Source organism: uncultured Enterococcus sp. (assembly GCF_913775425.1).
Classification (GTDB): domain Bacteria; phylum Bacillota; class Bacilli; order Lactobacillales; family Enterococcaceae; genus Enterococcus_G.
The window spans coordinates 40661-58526 of sequence record NZ_CAJYIS010000039.1; the positions used below are offsets into that span (position 1 = coordinate 40661).

Sequence of the window (17866 nt, forward strand, 5' to 3'; positions counted from 1 at the left end):
GTTTACTATTGCTAGCATTGTAACCAAGTTTGGCTTAAAGGTCCAAGATAACGATAGTTTTTTTATTAAAAAAAGATCCAAAAGCTCTACAAGAATGTAAACCTTTTGCACCTTTTTTTAAACAAACTGTTGTTGCATAAAAGCCGTTGCCTGTGCTAAATCAGCAAATTCAAATGTTGGTTGGGCTTTTTTTTGTTCAAATTTCGTCGTATCTACAGCCACTTTCCCCTGATAAGTAGGTAGATCCGTAAGATCATCCGGAATCAAAATCGAGCGTAACTGAGCACGATTGGCAGCAGTAATTCCCACGATCGAATCTTCAAATACGATCGCTTCTTCTTTTGAAACCCCACTTTTAGCCAATGCGCGTAGAAAAATCTCAGGATCGGGTTTTCCATGAGTCACTTCTTCACCACTTACGATATCATCGATATATGTCGTAATATTCTCGAGTGCTAAATAGCGTTCTATTTGACTATTTAAATTAGAAGAAGCGACAATGACCTTGATATCCTGTGCTTTTGCATAATCCAGTAAAGTGCGTAACCCTTTTTTGGTATATACTCGTTGTTGCTTTTGAAGTAAATTTTCTTTTTCCTCGATCATCGTCTTACGCCACTTTTCGATAGGTTGATCTTCGCCATACAATTGTTTCATTTTTTCCAAAATCGCTGGATGCGTACGTCCGGTGAGATCGTAGTATACATCTGGAGTCATTTGGTAATCATAACGTTTGGCAGATAACAGATAGGCCTCGTACGCTAAACGCCCTGTATCAAACATTAATCCATCCATATCTAAAATAACTGCTGCTAATTTACGCATATGCTCTCCTTTACGGTTTGTGGATCTGTTTCAATAAAGTCGATAGATAATATTCGCCATGATCTGGTGTAGCAAGAACTTTATCTGAGATAATAAACGAGCCCCCGACAGCGACCACGCCATCTGTTTGTAAATAATCAAGGTAATTGGTCTGGTCGATTCCACCTGTCGGGATAAACGATACATCATAAAATGGTCCTCTTAAACTTTGAATGGCTTCTAGTCCGCCATAGAGATGTGCTGGGAAAAATTTGACTGTCGATATCCCATGATCGACAGCTATCTGAATCTCAGAAGGTGTTGCAACACCAGGATAGATCGAGATTTGTTGTTGTTTTGCATAGTCGACTACTTCTGGTATGATTGCTGGCGAGACTAAAAACGTTGCCCCTGCTGCAACAGCTGCTTGCGCTTGTGCTAGCGTTCTTACTGTCCCAGCACCGACGATCAGCTGCTGACGTTTGGCTAAATAAGTAATGGCAGCCAAAGCCGAAGATGAACGCAACGTGATTTCAATAATAGGCAATCCGCATGCGAGTAAAACGGCTTCTAAATCAGGCAATCTATCAAGATCATGAGGTGTATATAAAGGCAATAAGCGCGTGTGGTTTAAGACTTCTGTTACAGCATCTGCTTTGGATTTTACTAACATCAAAGTCCTCCTTTTAAAATCGCTTCATGTAATCCTTGTAAATAACTGATTCCTAATGCGCGATCATACAGACCATAGCCTGGCATTGCGACTTCATCCCAAATCGTACGTCCATGATCTGGACGAATAACACCATCAAAACCTTGTTCCATCAAAGCTTTCATAATCGCATACATATCTAGAGATCCTTGTGTCGATAGATGAGCGGATTCTTTAAAATGCTGCTCACCCAAATAAGCGACATTGCGAAAATGGACGAAATGAATTCGTTCACCTACTTGTTTGATCATGTCGACTAAATCATTATTCGGATCAGCACCCAAAGATCCCGTACAAAAAGTCAACCCATGATAAGGAGAGTCGACCAAGTTTAAAATCGTCTGCAAATCCGTTAAATTTTTCGTGATCCGGGGTAGACCAAATAATTCCCAAGGCGGATCATCCGGATGGATCGCCATTTTCACACGAACTTCTTCACACACAGGTATGATTCTCGTTAAAAAGTAGCGCAGATTTTCTAAAAGATCTGCTTCCGTCACGTCTTGATACAATGCAAATAATTCATCAAATTTTTTTAAACGTTCTGCTTCCCAACCAGGCAATTTAAATCCTCGTGATTGACTATGGATCAATTGATACATTTGGCTAGGTTCCATTTGATTAACGACAGCTTGATCATAGACTAGTGAAAAACTCCCATCTTGATTTTCATAGAATAGATCGGTTTTTGCCCATCCAAAAATCGGTTTGAAACTATAACAGATCAAATGAATCCCACAGGCAGCCAAATTTCGGATCGTTTGGATATAGTTGTCGATATAGTCATCCCGTTTAGCAGTGCCTGCTTTGATCGCATCATGGACTGCTACGCTTTCAATTCCTAAAACGGTCAGATTTTTCTTAGCTGCTTGCGCTTGTAAGGCTTGGATCTCTGAAATTTCCCAAACCGTTCCCGGCAATTTTCCTAATAATGTTCCGATAACACCATTGATCCCAGGTATTTGGGCGACATGTTCGATTGGGATCGAATCTTGTTTGCCATACCATCTAAATCCCCACTGCATACTCCATCCTCCTTTTAAAATCCATCTTCTTCGTTATCTTCTTCAACCAGCTCAAAGCGTGTAATCCCTTCGATTCCCTGAGATATAAGTAATGGATGAATCGCTGTACTTGTTGCATTTAGATATTGCTGATTGATCGCTTCGATCACCATGGGTAAATTGACCCCACTGATCAACTCAACACGTTCTTTAGTTTCTTCGGCTAATTCCCGGCTGATCAACACAGTTTGATTGTATGGACTTGCACTCGCCAGATCTGTCAAAACGACGACACCTTCTTGACTGTCGACAATTTCAATGGCTCGCTTGATTTTTTGACCGAGTGCCGTGATATCATCTCCTTGTTCTAAACTAACGGTTTCTAATTGTTGTGTCGGGCCAACGACCACTTCAGCAGCGTCTTTCAATCCTCGGCTTAAATTCCCATGAGTCGCAATAACGATTCCAATCATCCTTTATTCTCCTTTTATTAAAGACACCATTTAAAAACTTGCGTTAGATTTTCCATATTCAAATAGCGTTCTTTTAATTGTTTTTTTGATAAATAATAGTGTTGATTTTTTTGTTGAGCAGCAAAGATATACGTCGTTTTGCCCGTCTTTTCCTGTTTGTCCACACGGTGCAACGGCGCATGTGCTCCGATACTATCTAAATAGATCCATTGAGCGTTTGGGTTGATGCGCTTATGTTCATTTAAATTTTCCAATCCATAACAACCACGATCGATTAACATGTAAGCCGTGTCTACTTCTTGTTGTCGGCTCATCTCTAAGATCGCTAAAATCGATGAAGTATTCCGGATCAGATTTTTGCGCACTGGACTACCTTTTGTGACATGACGTAAGCCTAAAAAGTACAGACCAAATCCAAGTACACTCAACCACGTGATTGGGGAAGAAAAATCAAACGCATGGGGTGCAAATCGAATATAAGTGAGTGTTAAACAGACACCAAGTACAAACAATAACAGACTAGTCCCATAGAGGTAAGCTAATGTTTTTTTTGCTTGTTTTTTCGTATCAAAAAATGTATACGCGCCGAAAGCTTCCATCGGTGTATCATAATACGTACAAATGATCCGCTTGGCTTTTTTAACATCTCCAATATAGAGATCACGTGTTATAGGTGCTTGTGTGGATTCCACTACAGTTACATCTGTTCGAAACGCAACGATGTCTTTTAACAATGCGTGAATGAACCGTTCTTTTTTGTGGTCACTTTTACGCGAATTGTAGATATATTGATAGCGAAATACCCAGTCTTTAAATTGTTCACTTGTTTTCATACACTCACCTATTTTCTATAATCCAAATTGTTTTAATACATCTTGTAAGCTTGATTTTGATGAAGACGGCGTCGCTTGAAAATAAATATCTTTTACGCCATAATCTTCATTTAGTTCTTTTAATCGTAAAGCATCTTCCTGATTCAAATAAACTGATTTCGTTATTAATACATCTTTTTCAGAATCTTTTTGTGCGATTCCACCGATATTTAACTCTTCCATCGGTAAACCGTGCTTCACTAGCTCATAAATCGTTTTGACCGTTTTAGCAATCAGGATGCAGTTATAGTCTTTAAATGCAAATTCATCCCAATAAAATTCCGCTTTTTCCGGTGTCACGACGATTGTTTTTTGTCCGGTACGGCTTCCTGCATTTTTGTATAATTCACGCATAAATTTATCTTTAGCTACAACTTCATCTACGACAAAGATTGAATTTACACCATTTTTTTGTGATAAGGTCACCATTACTTGACCATGAATCAATCGTTCATCTACACGTGCTAATATAATTTTTCCCATTTTTATCGTCTCCCTTTTATAAAATACCGATTCCTGCTAATACGATTAAGATCCCTGTCAACCAGAGGAGTGCTTTGGTGACATTCAAGCCTTTTTTCGTGTAATACCAATAAACACCCATCACAACAGCTAATGGCAAGATCCCCGGCATGATCTGATTTAAAATATCTTGAACAACAAATTCGCGTCCAGAGATATCAAATTTCAAACTTGAAGTGACTTTGACATAATTTCCTGCTAACACGCCCATCATGAATAATCCTAAAACAGACAACATCTCAATGGCGGTTTGCACACCTGTACTTTGCATCAAACCAGAAGCATTTTGTCCCATACTAAATGCCTGACGAGCAAAGAAAGCACCTAAGACCATTTGATAGATTGAAAAACAAAGAAATGGGAACAACGCTCCTAGAGGACTTCCTTGTTGTGCCCAAGGGACAGCGATAGCGATAAAGATATATTGGACCGTACCTGAATCGATCGCATCCCCAATTCCTGCTAAAGCACCCATCAAACCAGCTTTAGTATTGTACATCAAATCATCTTGCATCAAAATTTCCGTTTGCTCATGTTCTTCTTTGGCACGTTGCTCTTCCATAGAAGACATCAATCCAGTAATGACCCCACCCCCCCAACTCAATTGGGTATTGAAGAAAAGCAGTTGGCGTTTATATGCTGCTCGTAAATCATCATCGTCTTTATAGATTTTTTTTAAAATCGGCATCATCGCATAAAGAAGTGATGGGGCAAGGTAACGTTCGAATGAATGGGGAATCTCCTTAGCAAAATACCAACGTAGGTAGGCCTTCGTCACATCTTTTTTTGTGATCTCTTCTGGTGCGTGTACATCTGTTGTGATCGTTTTCATTTTCTAAATCCCCCTTTATTAAAATCCATCGTCATAATCATCATCATCGCCATCTACTTGACTAGTAGCATGTGCGACAGGTGGCAATTGATTGTGTTTACGTGCTTGGATAAAGATCAAAGCGATCAATGTTCCAAAAATAGCATAGGTCACCATAGTAATTTTCAATGAAGCAAATACGACACTGCCAAAATAAGCTAAAAAGAAAAAGACTAGAAAATCTTTACGCCCGATCACATAAACTGTCGTCGCAATCCCGATTGCTGCTAAACCACCACCAACTACTTCTAAGATATGGATCACAACAGTCCCTTTCAATGCATTGATCACATCGGCAATCACTGGGGCGCCAAAAAATAGTGCGATAAAAATCAATGGTACAAAAAGAGCAAAAGAAGCCAGTGTTGGATATAAAATGATTGAACGCTTGATTGCTTTGACATTAAGATCATTTACTGCTTTATCGGTATATTTGCCTAAAAACGTGTTGATAAAAAAGCGGACTTGATAGAGATAGCTACCTAAAAGACCTACAGGAACGGCTACTGCGATCGCAGCTTCTGGTTGTAAATTCCCTAATAATGCGACAGGTACAGCAATCGCTGCTGCTACAGAAGGCTCAGCTGGCATCGAACCACCTGGTGAGAACACACCCATATAAATCATCTGCAAGGCTGCTGTGACGATCATGGCTTGTGCCACATCTCCCATCACGATTCCGACAAATAATCCCGTCATCATTGGTGAGAAGCGTAAGTTCAATGAAGCTCCTCCACCTAACCAACGCGACATGATTCCAGCTACCCATAAAGCAATTAGTAAACTTTGTACCACCGTCAATGTTTCCATGTGTTTCTTCCCCCTTAACTAATATGTGACACGTGACTTTCATGACCTCCAAAACCATTGCGTAAAGCAGAAACGACTTTTGCTGAGAATGGATCATTTTCTTGTGAAAGATTACGAGCAAATAGACTTGAGGCAATCACTGGAACGGCTAGATTCATCTCTAAAGCTGTTTCAACTGTCCACTTCGCTTCACCAGAAGCAGCTACGGTACTACTAAATGTCGCTAGTTTTGGATCCGCGATCAGTTGTGTTTCCATCAATTCCATCAACCAACTCCGAATCACCGAACCATGGTTCCAAACTTTTGTGACCTTAGTTAGATCAAAGTCATAGGCACTTTTTTCGACCAATTGTAACCCTTCACCGATCGCTTGCATCATGCCATATTCAATTCCATTGTGGATCATTTTCAAAAAGTGGCCACTACCGCTTGCACCAGCGTAAAGATAGCCATCTTGACAAGCAAGATCAGAAAAAAGTGGTTCGATACTTTGGAATACGTGATGCTCACCACCGATCATCAAGCAAGCATTTTTTCTAGCCCCGCTAATGCCACCAGAAGTCCCACAATCTAGATACCCCAATTTTTTTTCTGCAAACAACGTTGCTCTACGAATCGAATCTTGATAAAACGAATTCCCACCTTCGATTACGATATCGCTTTCATTTAAAGATTCGCTTAATGCAATCACCATGTTTTCTGTAATCTCTCCTGCTGGTAACATCAACCAGATGACTCGGCGACCTGAAAATGCAGCTAAGAAAGGTGCTAGTTCTAAAAAAGTTGGAATCCCTTGGCTTTGTATTGCTTCACACGTTGTAGGCGAAGTATCTAGCCCTCGTACTTGATACCCTTGTTCCACTAAATTCGATGCGATATTTGCTCCCATTTTCCCCAAACCGATAATTCCGATCTCCACATGATCCCCTCCTCGTTCATAATTCTTATTATACAAAAAAAACTTTTTTTGTAAACGTTAACAAAAAAAGTTTTTTCGATAAAGATCAATCATATAACAAAACAAATGCTATTAAAAAACAACTATCTTTTTAGTTTCTCTTTTCAAAATTTCACAAAATACTCTATAGATAAGAATAGCTGTTTCTTCTTTTAAATGGATACATTACATTTATCAAATAAATAAAAAATAGAAAAAACGTTTTAATTTTTTAAAATTTTATTTTTTCTACATTTTTTAGATAAATTTATTTTGTTCATTTTTTCACCAAAAAAAAGAGCAGACAAAGATAAAAAAAATGATCCTTTTTATAACTAAAGTTTGTGAATTTTAATTGAATTTCCATAAAAAAAGTGCTATATATTAGGTGAAAAAAATAATATATCTATATCTAAAAAACAATTTTAGTTTATGGTTTGGCAAAAATTTCTTGATGTTTCCTATTTTATTTGAGTATTTCTGAACAATTTTACGTTATTTGTCTTGTCTGAAAGGAGGCGTCTAAAATGACTACGTTTTCTGCTCTAAAATGGATCAGCTGCTTAGGATTAATTGGATTTTTCGTTACTACTTCTTTTGTATACGGTGAAGAACAAATGATGATCACGACAAATCAAAATGAAACCTACTATTTACCTGAAGGCGCTCCTTCAACTATGCCTTCCCAAATCGGGACCGGTGTAACAGATGAAGCACAAATGATTACACTACCTGCTGCACAATCAGGAGATACTCTCTATCCTCAAAGCAATATGACAAATTCAATCGCTGAAAGTATCCTAGCAAGTGATGATCGTATCGCTGTAAAAGATACGACGAAATTTCCTTACAGTGCTACTGTTTTTATCTTAACAAAGTTTCCTAATGGTACGTTTTATACTGGTAGCGGTTCAATGGTTTCTAGCGATGGTGTCTTGACCGCCGGACATATGATCTATAGCCAAAAAAATGGTGGTTGGGCACAAACTGTCACCGTCTATCCAGGACTAAATGGGCATTTGGCTCCGTTTGGATCAGCAAATGCAGCTAAATTGTTTTCAGTTGAGGCATGGACAAAGAATCAAGATTCCACCCACGATATTGGATTGATCCGATTAGACACACCCATCGGCTACAAAACAGGTTGGTTTGGTTCAACAACAACTGTGATGCCTAATGAAACGATTCAGACAAATGGATTTCCAGGAGAAAAAGCAGAAACGATGTGGCAAACAACTGGTATCATCGATGCAATCGAAGATACCATAGTGCACTATACACTAGATACGACAAGTGGGCAAAGTGGTAGTCCGGTCTACAATACTCAAAAACAATTAGTTGCAACACATACTTATGGTGGCCAACAAGACAATTTTGGTACTCGCCTCAATGCAACGATCCTTTCTTGGATCGATTCAGAAACACATAGTTTCGTAGCGAATTTCCGATTATATAATCCTAATTCTGGTGAACATTTTTATACAAAAAATGCAGCAGAATACGCTCATTTGACAACTCTGGGTTGGCGGGCAGAAGGAATTGCTTGGTTTTCCCCATCTCAAGGGACAGCTGTTTATCGTGTATACAATCCAAATTCAGGGATGCACTTTTATACAACATCAGTTGCTGAAAAAACGGGTTTAATTCGACTTGGTTGGCGGGATGAAGGGATCGCTTATCAAGTTTCTGCAAGTGGTAGTCCGGTTTATCGTGTATACAACAAACACGATGGCCGTCACTTTTATACAAGTAGCGCAAGCGAACGAAACGGGCTTGTCGCTCTGGGTTGGCGGAATGAAGGGATCGCATGGTATGGACTTTAAAAAAAAGGGATGTGACAAAAGTCTGTCACATCCCTTAAAATTTTTTCAATAGAACGCGATTTTTTGTTAAGACAACACCCTTACTTCTAAATCGCTGGTATCATACAGTACTTTTGCATGATTTTTTTTGATCAGATTTTTTTTGATCACATTCCCAGTTTTTTTGTCGACAACTCGTTGATAGATCTCACTGTTGCGATACACGACACCATCTTCTTGACTAAAGAATTCATCTTCTACTTTTATATGATATTTTGCATCGAGTGGTGTTTCACTGCGAATTTCGCCATATAGATAAGTTTCATCTACGTAGGTGATCAATTGAAATGTTTGATCCGTCACATTTTTAAAACGATAATCAAAATAATTATAGACGATCGATGTCCCAGTTCCAAAAGGTACTTTACGTCCAAAATCAGGAAACATATCCACACCATCATGATGATGGTGTTCAACGATCTCTAAAGGCGTATGCAAGACCATCCAATGAATCAAATTTGTAAACTGACACATGCCCCCGCCGATACCAGAACTTGTTTCTTCTTCTCGACCAACTGTCAATCCTTCTTTATATCCTAATTTTGCGCTACATTCTCCCACTAATTGCCAAAACGAGAACGTTTCGTTTGGCTGGATCAAGATTCCATTAACTTTTGGCGTCGATAATGCAAGATTGATGGCTTTATTGTCTTGTAAATCAGTTCGAATCGTTCCTAATTTCCGACGAATCAATGAATTGTGTTTATAGACTAAGTTTGGTAAACGCTCTGCACTAAATCGACGTGCAAATACGTGATTCGATTTACGATCTTGTAATTTTTTGACTAAAATATTTTTTCTGACCGAAATTTTATAGGTCAATGGCGATATCTCACAAAAAAGTTTTCTTGGCATACTCCCACTCTTTCCATTCTTATTTTCCCTAATAACAGTCTATCATAATCATCGTTTTTTTATAAGTTAAAAAATGAGGTTGTGACAAAAGGTGAGCAGTTCTAAAAATAAGCCGAATCCTTCTGATAACAGGTTCGCCTATTTCGAACATGATTTGGCCTATTTTTGAACGAACTACTTCCAAAACACCGTTCATACGATTTTTAAAGGGGGAAGACTTCTGTCATCCCCCTTCTCTCACTTATAATTTTCCAGTCAAGAACTGTGCTTCACCAAAACCAAATGACCAGTCCGCATCGCTATTTTCAAACAATGAGATCAATACATCTTTACCTTGGATTCCTAACTCTTTTTCAAGTGCAGTCACGACCGCTTGATAAAATTTCACTTTATCTTCCTTAGCTCGCGGACGGCTAAACACTTGGATCGAGATTCGATTTGCTGTGCGTTCAAATCCCAGACCCGTGTCTTCTAAAATCAGCTCATCTTGACTATGACGTGACAAAATTTGATAGCGATCACCTTTAGGGACCTTAAAGACTTCAACGACTTGACGATGGATCACATCTAAGATCTGTCTCGTCGTTTCTTTGGTAAATGCTTCAGTTACATCGACACGAATTAATGGCATACTATCCGCTCCTTGTATTTTAGTGCTTTTAGTGTAGCATATTTCAAAAAAAAGAACAGAAAAAAACCTCGCTAATTATACTGGAAATAACCATAAAAATCCTAATGCTGCAACAGTCTGTACGCTACCGACTGACAACCCATAAAATAAAAAGCGTGGTCCTTCTTTAATAAAACGTCGCAGATCTAAACGTAACCCAATAGCAGCTAGTGCTGTCGTTTCAAACCATGTACTTAAAAAATGGGCAATCGTTTCAAAACTAGTTGGTAAACTCACAAAACTATTGAGAATACATACGATCAAAAAACCAGTAACATACCAAGGGATCGGAAATTTTTTACGATTGGGTTTCGTGGAAACAGTTGCCGGTCCTTGATTCATTTTTTCAAATACCGCTACTACAACGACTAACAAAATAATTCTCAAGATTTTAAATAGCATCGCATATTGAACGACTTGTGGATCGATCAAGCTAGCCCCTGCAACAACTTGACCGACTGATTGAAGCGTTCCTCCGATCAAAGCGCCTTGCGCTAATTGATCTCCTTGAAATAGACTCGTACCTAAAAATGGTAACGTCAGCATCATCACGGTCCCTAAGAGGTTTACTAATGTAATAATTTGACCCTTTTCTTGATCATCTGCTTGAATTGCTGGGGCAATCGCTCCGATCGCTGAAGAACCACACACTGCGTTCCCACCAGCCATCATCATACTCATTTTTTTATTGAATTTAAATGCTCCACCTAAATACAACGTACCGATGATCACAATCGTCATCATCACGAAAATGAAAATAAACCCTCTGACACCTAATTGGGCAATCGTTTGAAATGTCACGGTAAATCCCAATAATACAACGGAATACTCTAACAAACGACTTTCAGAAAATTTTGTTCCTTTAGCCAGGATAGGTTGCTTAAAGATAGTATTTCCTAATACGATCCCTAATAAGATCGCAATCGTAGCACCACCTAATGTTGGAAAAACCAAAGCTAAGGCTTTTGCGACCATTGCGACGACAACTGATAATCCTAGTCCGGGTGCCAACTCTCGAAATCGGTGCACTTTATCCATCTAGACCCACTCCACCGTTTCTAAAATTTTGGTAGCAATCACGTGATGACCAGCTGGTGTTGGATGGACACCATCTTCTCCTGTATAATATTTTGCTTTGCTTGTTAATGCTAGTTGTGTAAAGTAGCCATCTAAAGCGATGAATTCGCATGAAAATTCTTTAGCTAGTTGGCGGACGATTTGGATCTTAGGATCTAAAGATGCTCGCCAATTCGCTCGATCGCTTGGTTCATGTAGTACAAACGGTTCTAAAATCAAAATCGTTTTTGTTACTTGTTGCAATTTTGTCAACAATGTTCGGTATTCCGCTTCAAATCGTTTGGTTTGCTTGGGATCCAGAAAATCTGCATCCTCGACGTGATGCCAAACATCATTGATCCCAATCAACAATACGATCGCATCTGGAGCTAGTTGTGCACAATCAACGTCGAATCGTTCGATTAAATCTTGGATCTGATCGCCACTGATTCCGCGATTTAGACTTTCCAATTCATACTCAGGTTTTGCGGCTTGCAAAGCAGCATTGACCAATAGAGGAAATCCCTTGCCAAGGTCAAAAAAATCGGTGCGATCACGCCCTACGTCTGTAATGCTATCCCCAAAAAATAAAATACGATCTTGTTTCGCTAATTTCATATCTATTCCTCCTTTAGTAATCAATCTGCTACCATTCTAGCACTCTTATGCTTTTTTGCGTATAAAAAAAGAAGATCTTTAAAAGATCTTCTAATCAAAATTATTGTTCTAAATGACCGGTATAAGCTGAAGTACCACCCATAACGTTGATCACATCAAATCCCTGATCGGCTAAGTATGCACAAGCTTGTGCAGAACGTCCACCGGATTGGCAGATAATATAATATTCTGCTTCATCATCCATATCTGTAATCTGTGTCGCCAATTCACTTAGCGGTTTATTGATCGCTTTTGGTACATGACCGTTTGCAAACTCGTCTCGTTCACGCACATCGATCACTTGGATGTCTTTCTTTAATTCTTGGTCAAATTCTGGCATTGAGATAGATCTATACATAATCGATTTCCTCCGGTTTCACTGTTTGATATAAGGCGTAGGCGCCATCTAAATTTTTCACATCGAAGTTTGCTTGTTTCAGCATCCGCTCTGCAATATAACTTCTAAGTCCACTATGACAGCTTACAATGTATGTTTTGGTTTTGTCTAGTGTTTGGATTTTTTCACGCAATTGATCCAACGGGATATATTCTGCTTGTTTAAAACGTCCTTTTGCTACTTCACTAGGATTACGAACATCAAGTAAAATAGCTCCCGCTTTTAAATAATCGTCAAGTTCATACCACTGAATCGATTGACTGATTCCTTCTGCTAAATTGATTGCTGCGTAACCTAGCATATTCACAGGATCCTTAGCTGACCCAAATGGTGGTGCATAGGTCAGTTCTAACTCCGGCAAGTCAAAGATCGTTAAACCACCTTTAATAGCTGTCGCTAAGATATCGATTCGTTTATCGACTCCCTTTTGCCCAATTCCTTGCGCTCCGTAGATCATTCCGGTATATCGATCAAACACTAACTTTAATCGTATATCCGTCGCTCCAGGATAGTAACCAGCATGGTCTTTGCCACTGACATGGACGACAGAAACATCAAAACCAGCTTGTTTAGCAGCACGTTCACTAATCCCCGTTGAAGCGGCGGTTTGATTGAATACTCGTACGATCGCCGTCCCGATACTTCCTTGATTGATTCGATCTAACCCTGAGATGACATCTGCAACTTGTCGCCCTTGACGATTGGCTGGTGAGGCTAGAGAAATCAAAGATGCTTCATGTGTAATTTGATGGTTCACAAGAATCGCATCTCCTACAGCAAAAATGTCTTTAGCACTTGTTTGATAGTGTTCATCGACTATGATTCCATCTCTCACCCCTAACGCAAGATTAGCTTGTTTGGCTAATTCACTCGCAGGAGTGACCCCGACAGAAAGTAGTGTCAAATCAGAATTAAGGACTTTGCCTGAACTTAAATGAATCTGTTTTCCTTCATTAGAAAATGCTGTTGCTGAATCAGCGGTCAATACCGTCACACCATTTGCAATCAATTCGTTTTTGATATAAGCGGCCATTTCTTCATCAAGTGGCGGTAAGACATGTGGTGCTTGCTCGACGATCGTTACGTTGAGTCCGCGTTTGCTTAAATTTTCGGCCATTTCTAATCCAATAAAACCAGCGCCAATCACCACAGCTTCTTTCGTTTCAGTCGTTATCCCTGCCATCAAACGATCTAGATCAGGTACATTACGCAAACTATACGTATTTTTTGTTTGTTCAATTCCTGAAATCGGTGGGATAAATGGTTTCGCTCCAGGAGAGAGAATCAATTTATCATACGTTTCTTTAAATTCACCTTGTGCATTGCGTACAGTTACCGTGTGCTCTTTTGATGAGATCGCCACGACTTCATGTTCTGGTCGCACATCAAGATCAAATCGCGTTTTCAAACTTTCTGGTGTTTGCACAAGTAATTTCTCACGACGATCGATTTCTCCAGATACGTAGTAAGGTAAGCCACAATTTGCAAATGAAACATACGGCCCCTTCTCAAAAATAATGATCTCAGCAGATTCGTTTAAACGACGCAAACGGGTTGCAGCTGACATTCCACCAGCTACTCCGCCAATAATAATGATTTTCATTTTATTTTCCTCCTACAACTCTTCCCGACCATTGTCGCATACCCCCGCGGATATTTATGACATCATAGCCTTTCTTTTTGAGTATTTTTGCAGCTTGTTTACTACGCATGCCCGACTGACAAATGACATAGAGTTCAGATTCTTTCCCTTGATACTGCGAAATATTGGCTAGTGGAACATTTTTAGCTTGGCGAATATGACCTGTTTTAAATTCACTTGGATTACGAACATCCAGTAATACCAACTGATTGAGATTTTGTTGTGCCAATTCTTTTGTTGAGATACTTTTTCCTTGTTTAAATAATGAAAACATGTGAATCCTCCTTTTTACGCTTTCTAAAATACCTTATAGGGTATTTATAAATGATTTTCTTATTTCTGTCAATCAATGTGATCTTAACAAGTGATTTAGTGAGTGATTGTTTTTTTTGACTTCTATACATAGGTGGGTATAATCATAAAAGAAAGAAGAGAAAGGTGGAATGCTTCATGCAAGTCACTCCCGAAGAACAACGAAAAATTTTAAACCGTTTAAAACGAACAGAAGGTCAACTGCGCGGAATCCAGAAAATGATCGAAGATGAAAAAGAATGTATCGATGTTATTACGCAATTAAGTGCAGTCCGTTCTAGTATCGATCGTACGATGGGATTGATCGTAGCCGAAAATCTAAAAGCTTGTTTAGAGAATCCGGCAGATGATCCTACCGAGCAAAATGCCAAAATCCAGCAAGCAATCCAAATGATTATGAAAAAATAATGTTATTTTCGTGAAAACAAAAATAGAAAGAATTCCCTATCACGACAGTTGATACAAGCGTTATTTTAATTCTCTTAAATGTTGTCTTTTCATAGCCTGAAAAAGATATCACTTGTAATTTCTGAGAAATAGATTAAAATATAATTATTGTACTTTTTTTAAGATAGGATGATAGGATGACAGAAGAAAAAAAATCTCTCGATCGGGGATTAAAAAATCGTCACGTGCAGTTGATTGCACTTGGTGGCGCGATTGGTACCGGACTCTTTCTTGGATCAGGACGCTCGATCCAATTAGCTGGACCATCGATTTTAATTGCTTATGCCGCAGTCGGCATAATGTGTTTTTTGATTATGCGAGCACTCGGAGAATTATTATTATCCGATACCTCAAAGCATTCGTTTATTGATTTTATTGCCAAGTATCTTGGTGTAAAAGCGGCTTTTGTTACTGGTTGGACGTATTGGTTTTGTTGGGTATCCATCGCGATGGCGGATCTAACAGCAACTGGTACGTACGTGCGTTACTGGTTTCCTTCAGTGCCAGCATGGATTCCTGAAATTATTATTTTAGCTCTATTGATTGGATTAAACTTAGTTGCAGTAGCGCTATTTGGTGAATTAGAGTTTTGGTTCTCTTTGATCAAAGTCATTGCCATTATCGCCTTGATCGTCACAGGTGTTGTCTTAATGGTCATCGGCTTTAAAACATCTAAAGGAACAGTCAGTCTAAGTAATATTTGGAGTTATGGTGGTTTCTTTCCAACTGGTGCCGATGGTTTCTTAAAATCTTTCCAAATGGCGACCTTTGCCTTTGTGGGAATTGAATTGGTCGGTCTAGTTGCTGGCGAAACAAAAGATCCTGAAACTGTGATTCCAAAAGCGATCAATAGTTTACCAATCCGTGTCCTTTTGTTCTATATCGGTGCATTAGCGGTGATCATGTCGATCTACCCTTGGAATTCACTAAACGCCGATCAAAGTCCTTTCGTAGAAGTATTTGCCGATATCGGAGTGGCAGCTGCTGCAACGATCGTTAACTTAGTGGTATTAAGTTCAGCAGCTTCTGCTTGTAACTCGGCGATCTATTCGACAGGACGAATGCTACACTCGCTTTCACGTGAAGGCAATGCACCAAGTCGCTATTCAAAATTAACGCGTCATTATGTTCCAGCAGCTGCGATCTTCTTTTCTAGTGCTGTGATCTTGATTGCCGTTATTTTGAATTTCTTTATGCCGTCACAAGTCTTTACATTGATTACCAGTATCTCGACGATCTGTTTCTTATTTATCTGGTTTATGATCGTATTTGCGCATTTTAAATACCGCCGCTCAGAAAAACAAGCAGCTAAAAGTAAACCAAAAGCAAAACGGAAATTCCCTATGCCACTTTTTCCTTATACGAGTTATTTGATCGTGGCATTCTTAGCGTTTATCGTCTTTGTACTCTTCTTACAAGGTGAGACTAGACAAGCTTTATTCTTTGTTCCGATTTGGTTTATCGCTTTGTTAGTGATCTTTGAATGGAAAATCAAACCAAAATTAAAATAATAAAAAAGGGGTGTGACAGAAATTCTGTCACACCCCTTTTTTTATACTAACGCTTCACCATTTGACTGGATCACATTTTGATACCAGTAATAACTATCTTTTTTGATTCGGCGTAATGCTTTTTCATCTTCGTCTGTGCGATCAATATAGATAAAGCCATAACGCTTTTTAAAACCTTGATGAGAGCTTAAAAGATCCATCACTGACCAAGGGCAATATCCAAATAATTCCACACCATCTTCGATCGCTAAACGACACGCTTCGATATGTTGACGTAAATAATCAATGCGGTAGTCATCATGAATCTTATCGTCTGCAGTCAACTCATCGGCCGTTCCTAAACCATTTTCAGTAATGATCATTGGCAACCGATATTTTTCATAGTATTCATTTAGCACTAGACGTAACCCCATTGGATCAATCTGTGCGCCATAGGTCGACGCGACTAGATTAGGATTCTTCTCATGTGCAAAATAACCGTAAAGATCAAAATCGATCTCATTGACCTTGGTTCCAAACGGATGCACCTCATCTTCAGGTAAATGACGTACCACTAGCGTACGATAATAATTGACTGCTAAATAGTCAGGTTTCGCAGCTTTAAGTACTGCCTCATCTTCTGCTTCACGTTTTGGAGCGATTCCGGCTTTTTCCAAATAGTACTCATAATACCCAGGGTAACGGCCATATGTGTACATTTCTAACGCGTAATTGGTTTTAAAATTATCGTTCATTCGCGCTGCCCAAACATCTTCCGGACGATTTGAGGCTGGATAGGTCATCGTCGAGGAAACAGCTGGTCCGATCTTACTATCTGGTAACAACTTGTGACAAAGATTGGTTACTCGAGCGTGTGCGACAAACATATTGTAATCCATTTGCGCACGCACGCTTTCGATTCGTTCTTGTGGTACGTCATACATGTTCATCCGTTCAGGAACACGGATCATCAAATTTTGTTCATTATTGATCTACCAGTAATGTACTTTTGAACCAAATTCAGTGAAACAAATATTTGCATAACGCTCAAAGGCATCGATACAACGACGGTCTTCCCAACCGTTGTATTTTTCTACTAAAGCATAAGGAAGATCAAAATGGTATAACGTCACCATCGGCTTGATATTGTGTGCGAGCAATGTATCGACGACATGATGGTAAAAATCAAGGCCAGCTTGATTGATCTCACCATCGCCATCTGGAATGATTCGAGCCCAAGAAAAAGAAAAACGATACGTCTTCATCCCAAGTTCTTGCATCAAGGCGATATCTTCTTCAACATGATGGTAAAAATCACTAGCAGTCGTCGTGTCAGCTTGTAAATGTGCACGTTGTTGAGCATTGTGATCGGCGACTGTTTTTCCTTTGCCATCTGTGGCAAAGGCTCCTTCGATTTGAAAAGCTGAGGAAGATGCTCCCCATAAAAAATCTTTTGGAAATACTGTATGCAT

The 17866-nt window shown here is 39.2% G+C and carries 19 protein-coding genes and 1 pseudogene; 3 read left to right on the plus strand and 17 right to left on the minus strand.

Annotation, left to right across the window (positions count from 1 at the left end):
* Positions 1-117: 117 nt before the first annotated feature.
* From QZ413_RS04345 to gnd, 9 genes are read right to left on the minus strand one after another with little or no spacing between them, the layout of a single operon-like run.
* Positions 118-825 carry an HAD family phosphatase gene (locus QZ413_RS04345; protein ID WP_297076848.1) on the minus strand — a complete coding sequence of 236 codons (708 nt, stop codon included), beginning with the start codon at positions 823-825 and terminating at the stop codon, positions 118-120.
* Positions 826-835: 10 nt separating this feature from the next.
* Positions 836-1477, minus strand: a complete 642-nt coding sequence (locus QZ413_RS04350) for a bifunctional 4-hydroxy-2-oxoglutarate aldolase/2-dehydro-3-deoxy-phosphogluconate aldolase (protein WP_297076850.1) — start codon at positions 1475-1477, stop codon at positions 836-838.
* On the minus strand, positions 1477-2541 hold the full coding sequence (uxuA, locus tag QZ413_RS04355; RefSeq protein ID WP_297076851.1) for a mannonate dehydratase: 1065 nt from the start codon (positions 2539-2541) through the stop codon (positions 1477-1479). Before uxuA ends, QZ413_RS04350 begins: the two co-directional genes overlap by 1 nt.
* Positions 2542-2555: 14 nt before the next feature.
* Positions 2556-2993 (minus strand): PTS sugar transporter subunit IIA, encoded by a 438-nt coding sequence (locus QZ413_RS04360; protein WP_297076853.1) that lies wholly within the window; start codon positions 2991-2993, stop codon positions 2556-2558.
* A 17-nt stretch (positions 2994-3010) separates the two neighbouring features.
* A complete protein-coding gene (locus QZ413_RS04365; RefSeq protein ID WP_297076854.1) occupies positions 3011-3826 on the minus strand; it encodes a hypothetical protein in 816 nt (271 codons plus the stop codon).
* A gap of 15 nt (positions 3827-3841) precedes the next feature.
* The gene (locus QZ413_RS04370; protein WP_297076855.1) at positions 3842-4348 is read right to left on the minus strand and encodes a PTS sugar transporter subunit IIB; all 507 of its coding nucleotides are present in this window, start codon (positions 4346-4348) and stop codon (positions 3842-3844) included.
* Between the two features lie 16 nt (positions 4349-4364).
* The gene (locus tag QZ413_RS04375) at positions 4365-5219 is read right to left on the minus strand and encodes a PTS system mannose/fructose/sorbose family transporter subunit IID (RefSeq protein ID WP_297076857.1); all 855 of its coding nucleotides are present in this window, start codon (positions 5217-5219) and stop codon (positions 4365-4367) included.
* An 18-nt stretch (positions 5220-5237) separates the two neighbouring features.
* A complete protein-coding gene (locus QZ413_RS04380; RefSeq protein WP_297076859.1) occupies positions 5238-6068 on the minus strand; it encodes a PTS sugar transporter subunit IIC in 831 nt (276 codons plus the stop codon).
* A gap of 14 nt (positions 6069-6082) precedes the next feature.
* Entirely contained in the window at positions 6083-6988 is a 906-nt protein-coding gene (gene gnd / locus QZ413_RS04385) for a phosphogluconate dehydrogenase (NAD(+)-dependent, decarboxylating) (protein WP_297076860.1), read from the minus strand.
* A gap of 545 nt (positions 6989-7533) precedes the next feature.
* Here gnd and QZ413_RS04390 point away from each other — a divergent pair.
* Positions 7534-8829, plus strand: a complete 1296-nt coding sequence (locus QZ413_RS04390; protein WP_297076862.1) for a trypsin-like peptidase domain-containing protein — start codon at positions 7534-7536, stop codon at positions 8827-8829.
* A 66-nt stretch (positions 8830-8895) separates the two neighbouring features.
* On the opposite strand, the gene QZ413_RS04395 is transcribed toward QZ413_RS04390, so the two are convergent.
* The 7 genes from QZ413_RS04395 to QZ413_RS04425 all read right to left on the minus strand — a co-directional run bounded on the left by QZ413_RS04395 (position 8896) and on the right by QZ413_RS04425 (position 14419).
* Complete coding sequence (locus tag QZ413_RS04395) at positions 8896-9723, minus strand: VanW family protein (protein ID WP_297076863.1); 828 nt, start codon at positions 9721-9723, stop codon at positions 8896-8898.
* A 241-nt stretch (positions 9724-9964) separates the two neighbouring features.
* Complete coding sequence (locus QZ413_RS04400) at positions 9965-10354, minus strand: tautomerase family protein (RefSeq protein ID WP_297076865.1); 390 nt, start codon at positions 10352-10354, stop codon at positions 9965-9967.
* A 75-nt stretch (positions 10355-10429) separates the two neighbouring features.
* Complete coding sequence (locus tag QZ413_RS04405; protein WP_297076867.1) at positions 10430-11431, minus strand: YeiH family protein; 1002 nt, start codon at positions 11429-11431, stop codon at positions 10430-10432.
* On the minus strand, positions 11432-12067 hold the full coding sequence (locus tag QZ413_RS04410; RefSeq protein ID WP_297076870.1) for an SGNH/GDSL hydrolase family protein: 636 nt from the start codon (positions 12065-12067) through the stop codon (positions 11432-11434).
* A gap of 100 nt (positions 12068-12167) precedes the next feature.
* Entirely contained in the window at positions 12168-12464 is a 297-nt protein-coding gene (locus QZ413_RS04415; protein ID WP_297076871.1) for a rhodanese-like domain-containing protein, read from the minus strand.
* Positions 12457-14106, minus strand: a complete 1650-nt coding sequence (locus QZ413_RS04420) for an FAD-dependent oxidoreductase (RefSeq protein WP_297076873.1) — start codon at positions 14104-14106, stop codon at positions 12457-12459. Before QZ413_RS04420 ends, QZ413_RS04415 begins: the two co-directional genes overlap by 8 nt.
* 1 nt (position 14107) lies before the next feature.
* Positions 14108-14419: a rhodanese-like domain-containing protein gene (locus QZ413_RS04425; RefSeq protein WP_297076875.1), complete on the minus strand. Its 312-nt coding sequence runs from the start codon at positions 14417-14419 to the stop codon at positions 14108-14110.
* A gap of 176 nt (positions 14420-14595) precedes the next feature.
* On the opposite strand from QZ413_RS04425, the gene QZ413_RS04430 reads away from it, so the two are divergent.
* Positions 14596-14865 carry a metal-sensitive transcriptional regulator gene (locus QZ413_RS04430; RefSeq protein ID WP_297076877.1) on the plus strand — a complete coding sequence of 90 codons (270 nt, stop codon included), beginning with the start codon at positions 14596-14598 and terminating at the stop codon, positions 14863-14865.
* A gap of 176 nt (positions 14866-15041) precedes the next feature.
* A complete protein-coding gene (locus QZ413_RS04435) occupies positions 15042-16415 on the plus strand; it encodes an amino acid permease (protein WP_297076878.1) in 1374 nt (457 codons plus the stop codon).
* Between the two features lie 41 nt (positions 16416-16456).
* On the opposite strand, the pseudogene QZ413_RS04440 reads toward QZ413_RS04435, so the two are convergent.
* Positions 16457-17866: pseudogene (locus QZ413_RS04440) on the minus strand (glycoside hydrolase family 1 protein).